Source organism: Nocardioides sp. Root151 (assembly GCF_001427925.1).
Classification (GTDB): Bacteria; Actinomycetota; Actinomycetes; order Propionibacteriales; family Nocardioidaceae; genus Nocardioides.
This window is the reverse complement of record NZ_LMGG01000005.1, coordinates 319,008-336,128: the sequence shown is the minus strand read 5'-3', so window position 1 is coordinate 336,128 and position 17,121 is coordinate 319,008. Positions and strand designations below refer to the sequence as shown.

The following is a 17,121-nucleotide window of genomic DNA, read 5'->3' as shown; positions in this document are numbered from 1 at the left end:
CCGGCCTACTGGTCGGCCCGGCCGCGCAGGCGGGGAAGCACGATCACGGGCACCGGTGAGTGGCGCAGGATGCGCGCGGCGGTGGAGCCCAGGAACACGCTCGCCATCGGCCCGTGCTGGCTGGAGCCGATGACGAGCAGGTCACCCTGCTGCCACTCCGGCACGCGGACCGTGTCGGACCAGCTCTCGGCCTCGGCAATGCGGGTTCCGGCCACTGTCACGTCGCGCGCCCGCAGTCGGTCGGCGATCTCACGGTGCGCCTGGGCGACCTCCTCCCTCCATGCGCGGACCACACCGCTCGACACGAACGCGGCGTTGGCCGAGCGCTGACGCACCAGGAACGTCACGATCTCCACCTCGACGCCCAGGTGTCCGGCGAAGGCGGCGACCTGGTCCGCGAGGGCCACGTCGCCGCGGGTCGGCTCGACCGCGAGCACCACCCGGCGTACGTCGCCGTCGTCCTGGTAGCCGCGGGGCGCCAGCGCGACCGGCACCGCCGAGCTGTGCACGAGGCGGTCGGTCGTGCTGCCCAGCGAGATCCGGCCGACTCCACTGACTGTCGCCGACCCGGCGACCAGGAGCTCGGCGTGGCGGCGGGCGCCCTCGTCACGCAGCACCTGCGGCACCGAGCGACCGGTGCGCACGACGGTCTCGGCGGTGACCTCCGCGGGCAGCACCTCGCGGGCCGCGGCGATCGCCTCCTTCGCCGAGCTCTGCAGGTGCGCGCGCCACTCCGCGTCGACGTGGTGGGCGTCGCGCAGACCGGGTGTGTCGAAGGCGTCGTGCACCACGCAGCACAGCACGAGCGGCAGGCCGGTGGAACGGGCGAGCTGCCCGGCCAGGCGGAGGCCCGCCGTGCTGCGGACATCGGGACCGAAGCCGACGACGATGCTCACGCGGTCGCCTCCTCGGCCTCGGCCTTGGCTCGTTTGCCGACCCGGGAGTGCCGGAAGCCGTAGAACGCGTAGACCACGAAGCCGAGGAGCAGCCAGACCAGGAAGCGCAACCAGGTCTCGACCGCGAGGCTGGCCATCAGCCCGACGCAGCACACCACGGACGCGATCGGCACGAGCGGCACCAGCGGCGTGCGGAAGGGGCGCCTCATCTCCGGCTGGGTGCGGCGCAGTACGGCGACCGCGACCGAGACCACGACGAACGCGAACAGGGTGCCGATGCTGACCATCTCGGCCAGGACCGAGATCGGGATCAGGCCGCCGAGAAGGGCCACCGCGCCCACCGTCAGCGACGTCATCAGCACCGGGGTGCCCCACGTCGGGTGCACCCGGCTGAACACGGGTGGCAGCAGGCCGTCGCGGGCGATCGCGAACCCGATCCGGCCCATCGCGACGAGGTCCACCAGGATCACCGAGCTGAGGCCGGCGACGGCCGCGATGCCGACGAGAATCCCGGCCCAGGCCAGGCCGACCTGGTCGAACACGTCGGCGACGGCGTCACCCTCGGACAGGTTCTTGTAGCTGACCATGCCGGTCAGCACCAGGCACACGCCGACGTACAGCAGGGTGCAGATGCCGAGGGTGCCGAGCAGGCCCATCGGCATGTCGCGCTCGGGCTTCTTGGTCTCCTCGCCGAGGTTGGCCACCGCCTCGAAGCCGCTGTAGGCGAAGAAGACCACGGCCGCGGCGACGAACACGCCGGCGACGCCGTACGTCGAGGGCTCGATGCCGGTGATGAACTGCCACAGCGGGGCGGTCAGGGAGCCGGAGTCGCTGTCGCCGGGCCGGGACTTCGGGATGAACGGGGTCAGGTTGTCGGTCTTGACGTAGAAGAAGCCCGCCGCGATCACGAAGAGGCAGACGATGACCTTGATCGCGACCAGCCCGTTGGTCACCCACTTGGACTCGCGGATGCCGCGGATCGCGACGTACCCGAGCACGAGGGTGATCGCGATCGCGCCGACGTTGATGACCGAGCCCTCCTCGCCGAACCACTTCTGCGGGAGGTCGAAGACCCCGGCGACGTAGCCGGACCAACCGCGGGCCACCACCGCCGCACCGAGGGCGAACTCGAGGATGAGGTCCCACGCGATGATCCAGGCGAAGATCTCGCCGATCGTCGTGTAGGCGTAGGTGTAGGAGCTGCCCGCGGTCGGCACCGCCGCGGCCAGCTCGGCGTAGCAGAGGGCGGCCAGCAGGCTGACGAAGCCGGCGATCAGGAAGCTGATCACCACCGCCGGGCCGGCGTTCTCCTTGGCCTGCAGGCCGGTGAGGGTGAAGATGCCGGTCCCGATCACGATGCCGATGCCGAACCCGATCAGGTCACGGGCCGTGAGGTCCTGCTTGAGGTGGCCTGCGTGCTCGTCCTCGGGGTCTGCCTCGTTCTGGTGGATGACGTCGTCGACGTGCTTGGTGCGAGTGAGGTCCGAGAGTCTCATCACTCGACGGTAGGACATACCAAGCAACTTGCGCCACGTTCGGGCGGCCTCGCCGCGTCGCCCCGGAGCTCGGCCGGAAGTTCGACCGGGAGCTCAGCCGGGAGCTCAGCCGGGGGCGTCTCCAGGGTCCTCCAGGGTCAGAGGCCCGGGCGTCGGTAGGTCAGGTGCGTGACGTGCCGGGTGTGTCGCACCGACGCGATCTCGAGGGCGATCGGTGGCACGCCGGCGAAGACTCGCGAGCCCTCGGCGACGGGGTCGCCGGCGGTGAACGGCACCACGTGCAGTCGCAGCTCGTCGATCAGGCCGAGGGCCAGGCACTGGTTGACCGTCTGGGCGCCGCCGGTGACCGACACGTTGCGGTCGCCCGCCTGTGCCTTGGCCTGCGCCATCGCCGACTCGACGCCGTCGGTGACGAAGTGGAACGTGGTGCCGCCCTCCATGGGGATCGACTCCCGCGCGTGATGGCTGACCACGAAGACCGGCCCGTGGTAGGGCGGGTCCTCGCCCCACCAGCCCTTCCACTCGGGGTCGTGCTCACCCCTGCCGGCGGTGAACATGTTGCGTCCCATGACGAAGGCGCCGGCGTCGACGATCGCGGCGACCTCGGCCGCGTTCTCGTCGCCGTGCTCGAACATCCAGGCGTGCAGCTTGTCGACGGGGAAGTCGCCGAACGGCTGCTCGAGTCGCTGGTTGGGTCCGGACGAGTAGCCGTCGAGGGTGATGCCGAGGTCTGCGTGGACGAGGCCCATGTGTTGCTCCTTGGGTGGGTGGTGGGTAGATCAACGGGGGTGGTGGGGTCGAGCGTTGGGTGGTTGGGTCGAGCGCTGGGTGTTCAGAGTGCCCTGGCGAGTGTGCCGAGGCCGGGGCCGGTGAGATCGTCGAGCGCGCCGGCCCTGCGCGAGGTGGCCATCAGCAACGAGAGGGCGGGACCGGTGACCTCGGGACCGTCGCCGATCGACACGTCGGCGTCGGTTGCCAGGAGGCGTACGCCGGACACCGCTTCCCTGGCTCCACCGAACGCGCCCTTCGTGCCGACCTGGTGCACCAGCGCGCGGGCCACTGCGGCGACCGGGTAGGCGCGGGTGATGCCCAGAGGGCGGCGGATGTCCTCGCCGTGCACGATCTCCTCGACGATCCGGCTGTCGAGCGGCGCGGGCGGGGTCGACGTACGACCGATCACCTCGCGGAGGGCCGACAGGGTCTGCTGCGGAGTGGCGCCCCTGTGCCGTCGTACGCCGTCGGCGTTCTGCCGGTCGAAGTCGAAGCGGGCGCGGGCCATGGTGGCCAGGAACCCCAACCGGGTGGTGCGCGCGACGTCGACGAGGTGGGCGGCGACGTCGTGCACGCTCCAGCCCGTGCACAGCGACGACTGCTCCCACTGGGCATCAGTGAGGCCCTCGAGGTCCGCGACCAGCGCGGCCCGCTCCGTGTGCACGATCGGCCAGACGTCTCCCACGATCACTCCTCCTCCGGAACCTTTGGCGATCAGACCACGGGTGCCGGCAGAAATCATCGGCCGAGCTGCGCAGAACCTCGTGAATGCACGATTCCTGTCGCGTTTCGGAGAGAACCGGACAGGAATCGTGCGCTCAGGAACAGAGCGGGAGCTCGGGTCGATCAGCCCTTGGTGAGTCAGCCCTTGGCGAGCAGGTCGTCGATCTGGTTGATCGCCGAGCTGGCTCCTTCGACGACACCCATGTCGAGCACCTGCTGCAGCGCCTCGGCCGACGCGTAGGTCGCGACGTAGGTGGCCTTGGTGCCGGCCTCGGTCGGCGCGAGGGCGTAGACGTTCGTCGAGACCGGCATGCCCTCGATCACGTTGAAGTCCTCGTCGGCGAAACCGTCGACGAAGCTGAAGCTGTGGGGCTCGTCGACCTCGGTGATCTCCCAGAATCCGGCGTGCTTCTCGCCCTCCGGCGAGGTCAGGAAGTACGTCGTACGGGCGCCGGGGCGCAGCTCGTGGTCGACGAAGGTGGCCGGGTAGGACGGCGGGCCGAAGACCTGCTCGAGCTGGCGCGGGTCGGCGTACACGTTCCACACCCGCTCCACCGGGGCGGCGAACTCGGCGTGGATGGTGAGGGTCAGGTTGTCCAGGTCGTGGCTGACGTCGGTGACGGGCATGGTTCTCATTCCTTCGATTCTTTGGGTGGCGGGGGTGGGGTGGCGGGGGATTACTGGGGTGGGGTGGCGGGTGGAGAACTGGGTGGGGTGGTGGGTGTCTTGAGCAGTTCGTCGATCCGGGCGATGCGGCCGCGCCAGACGCCTTCCAGCTCGGTGAGCATGGAGCCCACCGAACGGATCGCCTCGACCTCGCCGCTCGCCAGCTGCTCGCGACCATTGCGTCGCTTGCTGATCAGGCCGGCTCGTTCGAGGACGGCGACGTGCTTCTGCACGGCCGCGAAGCTCATGTCGTACGACGACGCGAGGGCGGTGACCGAGTGTTCTCCGGCCAGCACCCGCCGCAGGATGTCGCGGCGGGTCCGGTCGGCCAACGCATGGAACATGGCGTCTGCCCTGTCCTCGTCGGCGTCCCGGTCCCGTGTCGTCATGGAAGAAACATACAACCAGGTGGTTGTACGTGGTCAAGGGGTTGTCCGAAGTTCCCGGTGATCACGAATCGAGAAGCGCGGTTCCCGGTGTCCTGCTTGGATTGGGGCTGGTTGGACTGCACCGCCCGAGAGATGGAGAACGATGACCCAGCACGTCGCCGACACCCACGACCTGATCCGGGTCCACGGGGCTCGGGAGAACAACCTCAAGGACGTCAGCATCGAGCTGCCCAAGCGCAGGTTGACCGTCTTCACCGGGGTCTCGGGCTCGGGGAAGAGCTCCCTTGTCTTCGCCACGATCGCGGCCGAGTCGCAGCGCATGATCAACGAGACCTACAGCACCTTCGTGCAGGGGTTCATGCCCAACCTGGCCCGCCCCGAGGTCGACAACATCGAGGGCGTGACCACCGCGATCCTGGTCGACCAGGAGCGCATGGGTGCCAACGCCCGCTCGACGGTCGGTACGGCGACCGACGCCAACGCCATGCTGCGCGTGCTGTTCAGCCGCATCGGTGACCCGTTCATCGGGCCGCCGACCGCCTTCGCGTTCAACGTGCCGACCCGCAGGGCCGGCGGCGTGATGAGCACCGAGAAGGCCGGCGGCAAGGTCGAGAAGAAGGTCGTCAAGAACGCCGTCTACCTCGGCGGCATGTGTGCCGAGTGCGAGGGCCGCGGCACCGTCTCCGACCTCGACCTCGCCGAGATCTACGACGGGTCGAAGTCGCTGGTCGACGGCGCGATCCTGGTGCCGGGCTACACCGCCGACGGCTGGATGGTCGCCGCGTTCAAGGTCGCGGTGCCGGCCGACGTGCCGATCTCGAAGTTCACCGACGAGCAGCTCCAGGACTTCCTGTACGCCGAGCCGCGCAAGGTCAAGGTCGACAAGATCAACGTCACCTACGAGGGCCTGATCCCCAAGATCCGCAAGTCGATGTTCAGCAAGGACGTCGACTCGCTGCAGCCCCACATCAAGGCGTTCGTCGAGAGGGCCGCGGTCTTCGCACCGTGCTCCGCCTGCGACGGCACCCGGCTCAACGAGGCCGCCCGCTCGTCGAAGGTGAACGGCAAGGGCATTGCCGAGGTCTGCTCCATGCAGATCACCGACGCTGCCGAATGGGCCCGCGGCATCAATGACAAGTCCGTTGCCCCGCTCCTGGCCAACCTGCTCCACCTCTTCGACTCGTTCGTCGAGATCGGCCTCGGCTACCTCTCGCTCGACCGTCCCGCTGGCACCCTGTCGGGCGGAGAGGCCCAGCGCACCAAGATGATCCGGCACCTCGGCTCGGCGCTCACCGACGTCACCTACGTCTTCGACGAGCCCAGCATCGGCCTCCACCCGCACGACATCGCGAGGATGAACAAGCTGCTCCTCGAGCTGCGCGACAAGGGCAACACCGTGCTCGTGGTCGAGCACAAGCCGGAGACCATCGAGATCGCCGACCACGTCGTCGACCTCGGGCCCGGCGCCGGCACGGGCGGCGGCACGATCTGCTTCGAGGGCGACCTCGACGGGCTGCGCACGTCGGACACGCTCACCGGCCGGCACCTCAGCTATCGCGCGGCCCTGAAGGACGAGGTGCGCCAGCCGACCGGTGCGCTCGAGATCCGGGGCGCCTCGACCCACAACCTCCGCGACGTCGACGTCGACGTACCCACCGGAGTGCTGACCGTCGTCACGGGTGTCGCCGGCTCCGGAAAGAGCTCGCTGATCCACGGGTCGATCGCCGGGCGTGACGGCGTGGTGGTGATCGACCAGGGTGCGATCAAGGGGTCGCGGCGCAGCAACCCCGCGACGTACACCGGGCTGCTCGAGCCGATCCGCAAGGCGTTCGCCAAGGCCAACGGCGTGAAGCCGGCGCTGTTCAGCGCCAACTCCGAGGGTGCCTGCGAGAGCTGCAACGGCAACGGCATGATCTACACCGAGCTCAGCTTCATGGAGACCGTCGCGACCCTGTGCGAGGAGTGCCAGGGCAAGCGCTTCCAGGCGTCCGTGCTCGAGCTGACCTTCGGCGGCCTCAACATCGCCGAGGTGCTCGACCTCCCGGTCACCGAGGCCCACGCGTTCTTCGCCGACGGTGATGCGAAGACTCCGGCCGCGGCCGCGATCCTGGGCCGACTGGAGGACGTCGGGCTCGGCTACCTCAAGCTCGGCCAGCCGCTGAACACCCTCTCCGGGGGCGAGCGCCAGCGGATCAAGCTGGCCATGCGCATGGGCGAGAAGGGCGGCGTCTACATCCTCGACGAGCCCACGACCGGCCTGCACCTGGCCGACGTCGAGAACCTGCTGCGGCTGCTCGACAGGCTCGTCGACTCCGGCAAGTCGGTGATCGTGATCGAGCACCATCAGGCCGTGATGGCGCACGCGGACTGGATCATCGACCTGGGTCCGGGGGCGGGTCACGACGGCGGCTCCGTGGTCTTCGAAGGTACGCCGGCCGAGCTCGTCGCCGATGCGAGGACCCTGACCGGCGAGCACCTGGCGGCGTACGTCGACAAGTCGTGAAATCGATGCCCGTCCTTACTTGACTCATTCAAGAAAACGCGGAAGTGTTGGCCCTGTGACGCACACCCACGACCAGGCGCTGCGGAGCTCCGGGCTCCGTGTCACCAAGCCGCGCCTGGCCGTGCTCGACGCCATCGGCTCGCGCCCGCACGCAGACACCAACGGGGTGCTCGCCGCGGTGCGCGTCGAGCTGCCTGCGGTCAGCCACCAGGCGGTCTACGACTGCCTGAACGCGCTGACCGATGCCGGCATGCTGCGCCGCATCCAGCCCGCCGGCTCGGTGGCGCGCTACGAGCTGCGCGTCGGCGACAACCACCACCACGTGGTGTGCCGAACCTGCGGTGCGGTGGCAGACGTCGACTGCAGCGTCGGCGACGCCCCCTGCCTCACTGCTTCCGAGCACCACGGCTTCGAGATCGACGAGGCCGAGGTCGTCTACTGGGGCACCTGCCCCGACTGCTCCACCGCCTGAGCTTTCCAGAACATCCAGCAACCGACCCAGAAACGACGAAGGGATGCCCATGACGAACGACGCCGGCACCGAGATGAAAGAGATGAACGAGAGCGGCGCCAGTGGCGGCTGCCCGGTGCTGCACGACGGCGGGGCGCACCCGACGCAGGGCAGTGCCAACCAGGGCTGGTGGCCCGAGCGCCTCAACCTCAAGATCCTCGCCAAGAACCCGGCGGTGGCCAACCCGCTCGGCGGCGACTTCGACTACGCAGCGGCGTTCGAGGGCCTCGACCTGGCCGCGGTCAAGGGCGACGTCGAGTCAGTGCTGACCACCTCGCAGGACTGGTGGCCCGCCGACTTCGGCCACTACGGTCCGCTGATGATCCGCATGGCCTGGCACAGCGCCGGCACCTACCGGGTCCAGGACGGCCGCGGTGGCGCGGGCACCGGCCAGCAGCGCTTCGCCCCGATCAACTCGTGGCCCGACAACGGCAACCTCGACAAGGCCCGCCGCCTGTTGTGGCCCGTGAAGAAGAAGTACGGCAACGCCCTGTCGTGGGCCGACCTGATGGTCCTGGCCGGCAACGTCTCGCTGGAGTCGATGGGCTTCGAGACCTTCGGCTTCGCCGGCGGTCGCGTCGACGCCTGGGAGCCCGACGACGACGTCTACTGGGGCCCCGAGACCGAGTGGCTCGGCGACGAGCGCCACTCCGGTGAGCGCGACCTCGAGAACCCGCTCGCCGCCGTGCAGATGGGCCTCATCTACGTCAACCCCGAGGGTCCCAACGGCCACCCCGACCCGCTCGCCTCGGCGATCGACATCCGCGAGACCTTCGCGCGGATGGCGATGAACGACGAGGAGACCGTCGCCCTGATCGCCGGTGGCCACACCTTCGGCAAGACCCACGGTGCCGCTGACCCGGAGCCCAACGTCGGCCCCGAGCCCGAGGGTGCGCCGATCGAGCAGAACGGCCTCGGCTGGAAGAACAGCTACGGCACCGGCTCCGGTCCCGACGCGATCACCAGCGGCCTCGAGGTCACCTGGACCTACCACCCGACCCGCTGGGACAACGAGTTCTTCCACATCCTCTACGCCTACGACTGGGAGCTCACCAAGTCCCCGGCCGGCGCGCACCAGTGGAAGCCCAAGGGCGGCGCGGGCTCCGACCTGGTGCCCGAGGCGTTCGGTGACGGAAAGCGTGAGCCGCGCATGCTCACCTCCGACATCGCCCTGCGCACCGACCCGGCGTACGACGCGATCAGCCGCAGGTTCAAGGACGACCAGGCGGCGTTCGCCGACGCGTTCGCCCGCGCCTGGTACAAGCTGACCCACCGCGACATGGGCCCCGTCTCGCGCTACCTCGGCCCCGAGGTGCCCAGCGAGGAGCTGCTCTGGCAGGACCCGATCCCCGAGGCTGCAGCGCCGTCGGCCGACGCGGTCGCCGCCGCGAAGCAGCAGATCGCCGACGCCGGCCTCAGCGTCTCGCAGCTGGTCAAGACGGCATGGGCGGCAGCCTCGTCGTACCGCCAGTCCGACAAGCGCGGTGGTGCCAACGGCGGTCGCCTGCGGCTCGAGCCGCAGCGCAGCTGGGCCGCCAACGACCCGGCCGAGCTGGCGCCGGTGCTCGAGAAGCTCGAGGCCATCGCCGGTGAGACGGGCGTGTCCTTCGCCGACACCGTCGTGCTCGCGGGCAACGTCGGCGTCGAGCAGGCGGCCGCGGCTGCGGGCGCCAAGGTCGAGGTGCCGTTCACCGGTGGCCGCGGCGACGCGACGCAGGAGCAGACCGACGTCGAGTCGTTCGCCTACCTCGAGCCGCGCGCCGACGGGTTCCGCAACTACGCCGCGGCCGACCTCAAGCTGCCGGCCGAGAACCACCTCGTCGACAAGGCCAACCTGCTCAACCTGGGTGTTCCCGAGCTGACCGTGCTGGTCGGTGGACTACGCGTCCTGGGCGCCAACAGCGGCGGCTCCACGGCCGGTGTGCTCACCGACCGCGTCGGCGTGCTGACCAACGACTTCTTCGTCAACCTGCTCGACCTGGGCACCACGTGGCGCCCGGGTGACGGTCAGGGCACGTACGTCGGCACCGGTGCGGAGGGCCAGTCCTGGACCGGCACCCGCGCCGACCTGGTGTTCAGCTCCAACTCCGAGCTGCGCGCCGTCGCCGAGGTCTACGCCAGTGACGACGTGAACGAGAAGTTCGTGCACGACTTCGTCGCTGCCTGGGCGAAGGTCATGGACGCCGACCGGTTCGACGTCAAGAACTGATCCCTCACCACTCGCAGTAACGCGGGGTTACGGTCGCTCCACACGTGTCGTGACACGTGTGGAGCGACCACACCACCGCACAAGTGCCAGGGTGGGTCGTCGACTCAGGCCTGGAATGGACGGGCTCCGAGATCTGCGGCTCGGAATGCGGCGAGAGACGACCGACTCAGCTCGTCGTCGGCGTCATCTGGCTGCTGCATGAGTGCGAGGAGCGCCTCGTCGTCGCGGTCGTCGTACAGGTCTTCGCACTGACGGCACAACGTCCAGAAGGTCGGGAGCGTGTAGCCCTGTCCGAAGGCCCGGAACCCGACCTTGTCGGCCGCGAGCGGATGCAGCCAGGCGACGTCCTGGCCCTGGCAGATCGCGCACGACTGGCCGACCGCCGACTCCGGCAACCACTCGTCGTCCGGCTCGTCGGACCACGAGCCGAAGAACCGCAGCTTGGTCAGTTGCTCGACGTGGGCGGGCAGGTGGCGTGCGGCCTGGGTGACGATGGCGATCTGGCCCCACGGCATCGGCCGGTCGAGCACGACGTCTCCGTCGTGGGTGAGGTGACACGGCACCGGTGCGGCGAGCTGCTCTTCGTTCAAGCGGCCGGAGAGGTCCAGGGCGTTGCGCGACTGCGCGCGGGCAAACGCCACCAGCTCCTCGAAGGTGCCGCACCGCGCGACCAGGGCGTCGAGCACGGCGTGGTCCTGGCAGGTCTGGTTCTCGAACGCCGGCTCACCGCGGTTGATCAGGTCGCGGGCGACCGCCGCCATCGCGATGTCGTTGAGCGCCACGTGGGCGATGGTCTGTGCGGCGTCCCACCCTCCGTCGCTCGGCGCGAAGAAGCCGCCGGCCTCCGCCTCGGCGAAGAACGCGTCGTAGGCCGTGGCGAGGTCGGCGAGGCCTTCCCGCGCGCCGGGCGACGGCTCGGCCAGATGGGCGAAGTGGTCGAGCACGAAGCCCCACGCGCTCGGCCCGGCGTACGACGACCGGCGCTGGGCGGCGTCGACCCCGAACCGCTCCCAGCTGCGGTGCTCGATCTCGACGCGGGTGCCGGTTTCCGTGGCGATGAACCGCACCTCGACCTCACTGGCCTCGTCGGTGCCGCGGCCCGGGTGCCACTGCAGGACGAGTCGGTGCGGTGGCTCCCAGGTGGTCGCCTCGGCCCAGACGCACTCGTCGCCGCGCAGCGATCGCTCGACGAGGCGACCGTCCTCGAAGCCGACGGTGCCCTGCGTGCCGAACAGCCCATGCGTGGCGAGCGGCCACCAGGCCCCGATGTGGTCGGTGAACATCGCGAAAGTGCGTTCGGGCCCGTGGGCCACGTCGGCGGCACGGAGCACGGGAGTGGTCATGACTTCTCCTCGGTGTAGCGGACGAACGAGTCGAGTGCGTCGTCCCAGAACTGGTCGACCCAGGCGCGCACCCCGGCGAGTCCGTCGAGGTCGACGCGGTAGAGGTTGCGGGTCCCTTCGGTGCGCGAGCTCACCAGCCCGGCGCCGCGCAGCACCTTGAGGTGTTGGGACACCGCGGGCTGCGAGACGGGGAGCTCGTCGGTCAGCTCGCGCACCGATCGCTCGCCGCCGCGCAGCAGGGTCAGGATCTCCCTGCGTGTGGGATCGCCGATGCAGTCCAGCGCTTCATAAGCCATAACCAATGATAAGCACATAGTGATGCAGTGGCAATGGGGTCTGCCGCGATGATTCCGGGCTCGCGGCCGGGTCAGCACGACCAGGACGCCCGAACCCACGAAAGCCCAGGTGACCCATGAGCACGATCAGGCTCTACATGACCGTGTCGGTGGACGGTTTCGTCGCCGGCCCCGACGACAGTGCGGAATCGCCGCTGGGCGCCGGTGGCTTCCGGCTGTTCAACTGGCTCGACCATCGCGAGGCCCCGGGCCCGAGCGGGCAGGTGTACGCCGAGGCCCTGGCCACCCGCGCCCTCATCGCCGGGCGACGCACCTATGAGCTGGCCAACCGGTGGCAGGGCGACCACCACGACGGGGTCCCGGTCCTCGTGCTCACCCACGACGTGCCGGACGAGCCACCGCCGGGCAGCGTCCGCTACGTGACCGACGTCGACGAGTGCGCAGCGCTGGCTCGCGAGGCGGCCGGCGACGGAGACGTGATGGTGCACGGCGCGGGGGCGGCCCAGGCCCTGCTGCGCGCCGGACACGTCGACGAGCTCGAGCTGCACGTCGTACCAGTGCTCCTCGGCCAGGGCCGCCGGCTCTTCGACCACCTCCCCGCCGAGCACATCGAGCTCGAGCTGATGCGCACGCTGACCACGCCCGACCTCGACCCCGAGCACCGGGTCATGCACGTGCGCTACCGGGTCCTCCGCTGACGCCTGCCTGAGCCGCCGTACGACGCGTGCGGCAGGCTGGTGCCATGACTGCGAACGATGCCGGCGAGGTCGGCGAGCGGCTGGCTGCCTGGCTCGAGGGCCTCGGCCTGGCCGATCAGCTGGCAGAGGCGGGGCTGCCCACTTTCACCCGCGACGCCGACGGTACGGCGACCTGGACCGACCCGGCCACGGGTGAGCCGATGACCTCCGAGCAGCTCGAGGGGCTCGACGCCCTGCTCCACAACGACGGCACCGACCCGGCCCACGCCGTACCCGTCGCGCTGGTGATGCTGGCCCGCAAGGCCCGCGTCCGGGCGGAGCTGGTCGCCAGCCCCACCCACACCTACGAGACGTTGGCGACCCTGCGCGGGACGACGGTGAACGCCACCCGCTTCGCCGTGCACAAGGCCGCCGCCGACCACGCGCTCCTCGTCATCGCCGACGAGGGCCAGACGCTGGTCCCGGCCTTCCAGCTCGACACGGACGGCGCACTGCGTGCCGAGCTGGCTCCCGTCATCGGGCCACTCCTCGCTGCGGGAATGGATCCGTGGAACGCGTGGGCCTGGCTGACCCAACCGGCGGGACTGCTCGGCGGGGCGGTGCCGGAGCAGGCCGCGGTCGACCCTGAAGAGGCTGACCTGGTGGCGCACGCCGCCTGCCGCCTTGCCGAGCGCGCCGCGACCGAGCCCGATGGACAGGGTGGCTGAGTCGGGGCGTCAGCCGAGCTGTGCTCCGGCGTCCATCCGCCGCCCTGCACGCCCGTCACCTCGTCGGTGACCGGGACGGGCAGTCCGGTGACCACTCGGTCTGCTGAGTCGATTGGCCCCTTCTACCCATCGCAGAGCGAGCCAATCGGCCCAGCAGGCGCAGTGGAGGTCCTGCTTCTTCCAGCCCGGAGGGAGTACGACCACGAGGAGCGGTACCGGACGCGATTCGTCCTGCTTGGGTTCTAGCGTGGGCGACATGACCAGCTTCGAGAACCAGGACCTCAGTGGTGCCACCTTCCACAACGTCGACCTGAGCCGGTCGAGGCTGCGCGACGTCGATCTCACCGGCACCGTCATGCGCGGCGTCGAGCTGGTGGACGTGGACATCGACGGGGAGATCTCGGATCTGCGCATCAACGGCGTCGACGTCGTCCCGCTGGTCGAGGCCGAGCTCGACCGCCGTCATCCCAACCGGGTCAAGATGCGGCCGACCGATGCCGCCGGGTTCCGCGACGGCTGGGACGTCGTCCAACGGATGTGGGCGGGCACCGTCGACCGCGCGCGCGGCCTGGATCCCGACCTGCTGCACGAGTCGGTCGACGGCGAGTGGTCGTTCATCCAGACCCTGCGCCACCTCGTCTATGCCACCGACTGCTGGGTCAACCGGGTGCTGCTCGGCGACCCGAGGCCGTTCCACCCGCTCGACCTGCCGTGGGATGGCGCGACGCCGCATCCCGAGGTGCCGTGGGACCTCAACGTCCGGCCCTCGCTCGACGAGGTGCTCGCGGTGCGGGCCGAACGCCAGGCGACGGTGCGCCGGGTGCTCGACGAGCTGACCGACGAACAGCTGGCCGCCGAGACCACGCCCGTGGACGGGCCGGGCTGGCCGCCCGCGCGTGCGTTCCCGTTCGCCGAACCGCTGCGGATCGTGCTCAACGAGGAGTGGCAGCACCGGTTGTACGCCGAGCGCGACCTCGACGTCCTCCAGTCGCGTGGTTGAGCGGGAGCCGTCGTCGTCCGAGCGGCCGTCGTCCGAACGGCTCCGGTTCCGCGAGATGACCATCGACGACCTCGACGCGATGAGCGACCTGCTCGGCGACCCCGAGGTGATGGCCCACTACCCACGCCCGAAGACCCGGGCCGAGGCGCAGGCGTGGGTCGAATGGAATCTGGCCAACTATGCGCGCGACGGCTTCGGGCTCTGGATCATCGAAGACCTCGAGATCGGCTACCACGTCGTGCCCGCGATGCAGGGTCGCGGACTGGCCAGCGAGGGTGCCCGGGCCTGCCGCGAACTGGCGCGCCGACGTGGCATCGAGCGGTTGATCGCGATCGTGCATCCCGACAACCGGGCCTCGCAACGGGTCGCCGAGAAGTGCGGGTTGGTGCTGGAGCAGGAGTTCGGCGACCAGCGGTTCCGGGTGTACGCCGCCGCGCTACCGTGATGCAGGATGGGCGTGTGACCCTCGCCCTCCTCGATCTTCCGAACGGGCCGGTCGAACTGGCCCGGGCTACTGCCGCCGACCTCGACGCGCTCGTCGCCCTGATCGCCGACGACGCCATCGCCCGGAGTCGCGGCGACTCCGCCGACGCGGGCCTTGGCGCGGCGTACGCCGACGCGTTCGCGGCCATCGACCGGGACCGGGCGCAGCTTCTCGTCGTCGGCCGCGCCGGCGAGCAGGTCGTCGCCACCATGCAGCTCTCGTTCATTCCCGGCCTGTCCCGACAAGGCGCCACCCGCCTGCAGATCGAGGCCGTGCGGGTGGCCGAATCCCAACGGGGGAGCGGACTCGGGTCGGCGATGATCCGCTGGGCTCTCGACGAAGGTCGACGTCGTGGAGCAGCGCTCGCGCAGCTCACCTCGGACAGCGCGCGGCCCGAGGCGCACACCTTCTACGAGCGCCTCGGCTTCGCGGCGACCCACGTGGGGTTCAAGCAGCAACTGTGAGCGGGCGAAATGTCCTTGCACGCAGAACCCGCATGGGGGCAGGCTCCTGACCATGAGCGACATGTGGACCGACCCCGCCGAGGACCCCCGCACCTACGGCAACCCGGTCGGCGAGAAGGCGACCCTGCAGGAATACCTCGCCAACTACCGCCTCACCCTCGAGCTCAAGTGCCAGGGCCTCACCCCGGAGCAGCTCGCGGCCCGCTCCGTGCCGCCCAGCACGATGAGCCTGCTCGGCCTGGTGCGGCACATGGCGAGTGTCGAGAACAACTGGTTCCACCGCGTGCTCGAGGGACACCGCGACGACCCGCGCCTCTACCGGAGTGAGGACGACCGTGACCTGGACTTCAACGGTGCCGTGGCCGACCAGGCCGTCGTTGATGACGCGTTCGCCACCTGGAAGGCCGAGATCGCAAAGGCCGAGGCCTGGGTGGAGGCCGTCGCCGAGGCCGACCTCGGGCGCGAGGTGCCACTGGGCAAGGACGACAAGGTCAGCATCCGCGACGTGCTCGTGCACATGGTCGAGGAGTACGCGCGCCATGCCGGCCACGCTGATCTGTTGCGCGAGTGCATCGACGGTCGCACCGGGCAGTAGCAGGGTTGCGTCAGGCGGCGCGTGCGGCCGGTGGCATGCGGCGTACGACGCCGGGCGCGGCGACGAACATGGCCACCAGGCGCTCGCCGAACGCGCGGGAGCAGGCCGCGCGCCAGTCTTCGTCGTCGACCGTGAGGTCTTCGCCACCCCGTCGGCCGCGTGCGACCACGACGTGGCCGTCGTCGTCCTTCACCATCTGGGCCAGATGCTCGAAGAACTCCTCGCCGCCGGTCGGCCCGGTGTGCAACGGCACGTCACCGACCACGATCGGCTGCAGCAGTCGATGGTCGGCGTCGAGCAGGAGCAGCACCAGGCAGCCGCACACGCGGTCGTGCTCGGAGACGAACAGGTCGACGACGTCGGGGAGCAGGTCCGGAGTGAGGGGGTGGTCGCCCCAGGACGCTGGCAGGTCTGTGAAGGTCATGCCGACAAGGCTGCAACAGATCGACGGGTCGCCGCTCGCGTCATCCACAGGCACGTGCCGACCCGGCCCAGGGCTCAGGCGTCGCGCGCCTCGGCGTACCGCTCATGGAGCCGCGAGCGCACCTGCTCGGGCGTGTAGGCGCGGCGCACGCGCTCGTGCCGCGCGATCGCGGCACCGGTCGCCGCGACGCCGGCGACACCTGCGAGTCCGAGCCACTTCCACCAACGCTTCGCCATGTCCTGAACCCTAACCGGGCAGACTGGCCCCGTGCTCGACATCGACGAGGCAGTCAAGCTGACCCGCACCGGCGACCTGTGGCTCTTCCGCGGTCGTACGGCGGCCGACCGCGCGATCCGCACGTTGACCAACGCGCCGGTCAACCACGTCGGCATGGCGGTGGTGATCGACGACCTGCCACCGCTGATGTGGCACGCCGAGCTGAGCAAGCACCTCCTCGACCACTGGAGCGGCGGCCACCACCGCGGCGTACAGCTGCACGACCTCGGTGACGCGGTCCGCCGCTGGCGCGACGTCTACGGCCAGGCCTCGTGGTTGCGCCAGCTCAGCCCCGAGGTCGGCCGCGCCGAGGAGGACTCGGTGCTGCGCACGATCGCCCGGCTCGACGGCGTCTCGTTCCCGAGCACGGCGATGCTCGCGAAGCGGTGGCTGCGTGGCCGTGACGGCTACCAACCACGCAGGAAGCGCGGCCAGCGCGTGCGCCCCGAGGCGGCCTTCTGTGCCGAGACCGTGGCCCTGACTCTCCAGGAGATGGGCGTGCTCGAGGACGACCGCAAGGCGATCTGGTACGACCCTGGAACGTTCTGGAGCGGCGCCTACCTGCCGCTGCGCGAGGGTTGGTCGTACGGCGGGGAGCTGCAGGTGGGCGACGAGCCGAAGGGCCCGGCGCCGAGCAGCCGCACCCGCTGGCGCTGATTGCGGAACCCGA

20 protein-coding genes are annotated in these 17,121 nt (G+C 70.0%); 10 read left to right on the top strand and 10 right to left on the bottom strand.

Translation table 11 applies throughout. The annotated features are described in order from the left end of the window. Nucleotides 1-5: 5 nt before the first annotated feature. The 6 genes from ASD66_RS16685 to ASD66_RS16660 form a co-directional block, all read right to left on the bottom strand. Complete coding sequence (locus ASD66_RS16685; protein WP_056891645.1) at nucleotides 6-896, bottom strand: universal stress protein; 891 nt, start codon at nucleotides 894-896, stop codon at nucleotides 6-8. Further along, nucleotides 893-2,392 (bottom strand): APC family permease, encoded by a 1,500-nt coding sequence (locus tag ASD66_RS16680; RefSeq protein ID WP_056891644.1) that lies wholly within the window; start codon nucleotides 2,390-2,392, stop codon nucleotides 893-895. Before ASD66_RS16680 ends, ASD66_RS16685 begins: the two co-directional genes overlap by 4 nt. Before the next feature lie 137 nt (nucleotides 2,393-2,529). After that, a complete protein-coding gene (locus ASD66_RS16675; protein WP_056683764.1) occupies nucleotides 2,530-3,141 on the bottom strand; it encodes a dihydrofolate reductase family protein in 612 nt (203 codons plus the stop codon). An 83-nt stretch (nucleotides 3,142-3,224) separates the two neighbouring features. Beyond that, nucleotides 3,225-3,848 (bottom strand): maleylpyruvate isomerase family mycothiol-dependent enzyme, encoded by a 624-nt coding sequence (locus ASD66_RS16670; protein WP_056891744.1) that lies wholly within the window; start codon nucleotides 3,846-3,848, stop codon nucleotides 3,225-3,227. 176 nt (nucleotides 3,849-4,024) lie between these two features. After that, nucleotides 4,025-4,522 carry an SRPBCC family protein gene (locus ASD66_RS16665; protein WP_200950092.1) on the bottom strand — a complete coding sequence of 166 codons (498 nt, stop codon included), beginning with the start codon at nucleotides 4,520-4,522 and terminating at the stop codon, nucleotides 4,025-4,027. A 41-nt stretch (nucleotides 4,523-4,563) separates the two neighbouring features. Next, complete coding sequence (locus ASD66_RS16660; protein WP_056891643.1) at nucleotides 4,564-4,941, bottom strand: ArsR/SmtB family transcription factor; 378 nt, start codon at nucleotides 4,939-4,941, stop codon at nucleotides 4,564-4,566. A 142-nt stretch (nucleotides 4,942-5,083) separates the two neighbouring features. On the opposite strand from ASD66_RS16660, the gene ASD66_RS16655 reads away from it, so the two are divergent. From ASD66_RS16655 to katG, 3 genes are read left to right on the top strand one after another with little or no spacing between them, the layout of a single operon-like run. Continuing rightward, nucleotides 5,084-7,444: an ATP-binding cassette domain-containing protein gene (locus ASD66_RS16655; RefSeq protein ID WP_056891642.1), complete on the top strand. Its 2,361-nt coding sequence runs from the start codon at nucleotides 5,084-5,086 to the stop codon at nucleotides 7,442-7,444. 55 nt (nucleotides 7,445-7,499) lie between these two features. Then, a complete protein-coding gene (locus tag ASD66_RS16650; RefSeq protein ID WP_082599567.1) occupies nucleotides 7,500-7,916 on the top strand; it encodes a Fur family transcriptional regulator in 417 nt (138 codons plus the stop codon). Between the two features lie 49 nt (nucleotides 7,917-7,965). After that, complete coding sequence (gene katG, locus ASD66_RS16645) at nucleotides 7,966-10,164, top strand: catalase/peroxidase HPI (RefSeq protein ID WP_056891641.1); 2,199 nt, start codon at nucleotides 7,966-7,968, stop codon at nucleotides 10,162-10,164. 104 nt (nucleotides 10,165-10,268) lie between these two features. Here the strand turns inward: katG and ASD66_RS16640 are convergent, their stop codons facing one another. Further along, nucleotides 10,269-11,507: an SRPBCC domain-containing protein gene (locus tag ASD66_RS16640; protein ID WP_056891640.1), complete on the bottom strand. Its 1,239-nt coding sequence runs from the start codon at nucleotides 11,505-11,507 to the stop codon at nucleotides 10,269-10,271. Further along, nucleotides 11,504-11,803: an ArsR/SmtB family transcription factor gene (locus ASD66_RS16635; protein WP_056683746.1), complete on the bottom strand. Its 300-nt coding sequence runs from the start codon at nucleotides 11,801-11,803 to the stop codon at nucleotides 11,504-11,506. The genes ASD66_RS16640 and ASD66_RS16635 overlap by 4 nt, the downstream gene beginning before the upstream one ends. A gap of 116 nt (nucleotides 11,804-11,919) precedes the next feature. Between ASD66_RS16635 and ASD66_RS16630 the strand changes: the two genes are divergently transcribed. The 6 genes from ASD66_RS16630 to ASD66_RS16605 all read left to right on the top strand — a co-directional run bounded on the left by ASD66_RS16630 (nucleotide 11,920) and on the right by ASD66_RS16605 (nucleotide 15,751). Beyond that, complete coding sequence (locus ASD66_RS16630) at nucleotides 11,920-12,501, top strand: dihydrofolate reductase family protein (RefSeq protein ID WP_056891639.1); 582 nt, start codon at nucleotides 11,920-11,922, stop codon at nucleotides 12,499-12,501. Between the two features lie 44 nt (nucleotides 12,502-12,545). After that, the gene (locus ASD66_RS16625) at nucleotides 12,546-13,208 is read left to right on the top strand and encodes a hypothetical protein (protein ID WP_056891638.1); all 663 of its coding nucleotides are present in this window, start codon (nucleotides 12,546-12,548) and stop codon (nucleotides 13,206-13,208) included. A 256-nt stretch (nucleotides 13,209-13,464) separates the two neighbouring features. Continuing rightward, a complete protein-coding gene (locus ASD66_RS16620) occupies nucleotides 13,465-14,208 on the top strand; it encodes a DinB family protein (RefSeq protein ID WP_056891742.1) in 744 nt (247 codons plus the stop codon). After that, nucleotides 14,201-14,653 carry a GNAT family N-acetyltransferase gene (locus ASD66_RS16615; protein WP_268788531.1) on the top strand — a complete coding sequence of 151 codons (453 nt, stop codon included), beginning with the start codon at nucleotides 14,201-14,203 and terminating at the stop codon, nucleotides 14,651-14,653. Before ASD66_RS16620 ends, ASD66_RS16615 begins: the two co-directional genes overlap by 8 nt. A 14-nt stretch (nucleotides 14,654-14,667) precedes the next feature. Next, nucleotides 14,668-15,156: a GNAT family N-acetyltransferase gene (locus ASD66_RS16610; RefSeq protein ID WP_235530141.1), complete on the top strand. Its 489-nt coding sequence runs from the start codon at nucleotides 14,668-14,670 to the stop codon at nucleotides 15,154-15,156. 52 nt (nucleotides 15,157-15,208) lie between these two features. Beyond that, nucleotides 15,209-15,751 (top strand): DinB family protein, encoded by a 543-nt coding sequence (locus ASD66_RS16605; RefSeq protein ID WP_200950091.1) that lies wholly within the window; start codon nucleotides 15,209-15,211, stop codon nucleotides 15,749-15,751. A gap of 10 nt (nucleotides 15,752-15,761) precedes the next feature. Here ASD66_RS16605 and ASD66_RS16600 read toward each other — a convergent pair whose 3' ends face one another. Then, entirely contained in the window at nucleotides 15,762-16,175 is a 414-nt protein-coding gene (locus tag ASD66_RS16600; protein WP_056891635.1) for a hypothetical protein, read from the bottom strand. Nucleotides 16,176-16,249: 74 nt separating this feature from the next. Then, nucleotides 16,250-16,411, bottom strand: a complete 162-nt coding sequence (locus tag ASD66_RS25025) for a hypothetical protein (protein WP_200950090.1) — start codon at nucleotides 16,409-16,411, stop codon at nucleotides 16,250-16,252. Nucleotides 16,412-16,442: 31 nt separating this feature from the next. On the opposite strand from ASD66_RS25025, the gene ASD66_RS16595 reads away from it, so the two are divergent. Continuing rightward, nucleotides 16,443-17,108: a hypothetical protein gene (locus ASD66_RS16595; protein WP_056891634.1), complete on the top strand. Its 666-nt coding sequence runs from the start codon at nucleotides 16,443-16,445 to the stop codon at nucleotides 17,106-17,108. Nucleotides 17,109-17,121 lie beyond the last annotated feature (13 nt).

Coding starts and splice junctions, on each gene's coding strand:
- ASD66_RS16600 (WP_056891635.1), bottom strand. CDS start 16,175: ATGACCTTCACAGACCTGCCAGCGTCCTGGGGCGACCACCCCCTCACT.
- ASD66_RS16630 (WP_056891639.1), top strand. CDS start 11,920: ATGAGCACGATCAGGCTCTACATGACCGTGTCGGTGGACGGTTTCGTC.
- ASD66_RS16605 (WP_200950091.1), top strand. CDS start 15,209: ATGAGCGACATGTGGACCGACCCCGCCGAGGACCCCCGCACCTACGGC.
- ASD66_RS16655 (WP_056891642.1), top strand. CDS start 5,084: ATGACCCAGCACGTCGCCGACACCCACGACCTGATCCGGGTCCACGGG.
- ASD66_RS16660 (WP_056891643.1), bottom strand. CDS start 4,941: ATGACGACACGGGACCGGGACGCCGACGAGGACAGGGCAGACGCCATG.
- ASD66_RS16635 (WP_056683746.1), bottom strand. CDS start 11,803: ATGGCTTATGAAGCGCTGGACTGCATCGGCGATCCCACACGCAGGGAG.
- ASD66_RS25025 (WP_200950090.1), bottom strand. CDS start 16,411: ATGGCGAAGCGTTGGTGGAAGTGGCTCGGACTCGCAGGTGTCGCCGGC.
- ASD66_RS16680 (WP_056891644.1), bottom strand. CDS start 2,392: ATGAGACTCTCGGACCTCACTCGCACCAAGCACGTCGACGACGTCATC.
- katG (WP_056891641.1), top strand. CDS start 7,966: ATGACGAACGACGCCGGCACCGAGATGAAAGAGATGAACGAGAGCGGC.
- ASD66_RS16625 (WP_056891638.1), top strand. CDS start 12,546: ATGACTGCGAACGATGCCGGCGAGGTCGGCGAGCGGCTGGCTGCCTGG.
- ASD66_RS16665 (WP_200950092.1), bottom strand. CDS start 4,522: ATGAGAACCATGCCCGTCACCGACGTCAGCCACGACCTGGACAACCTG.
- ASD66_RS16675 (WP_056683764.1), bottom strand. CDS start 3,141: ATGGGCCTCGTCCACGCAGACCTCGGCATCACCCTCGACGGCTACTCG.
- ASD66_RS16640 (WP_056891640.1), bottom strand. CDS start 11,507: ATGACCACTCCCGTGCTCCGTGCCGCCGACGTGGCCCACGGGCCCGAA.
- ASD66_RS16620 (WP_056891742.1), top strand. CDS start 13,465: ATGACCAGCTTCGAGAACCAGGACCTCAGTGGTGCCACCTTCCACAAC.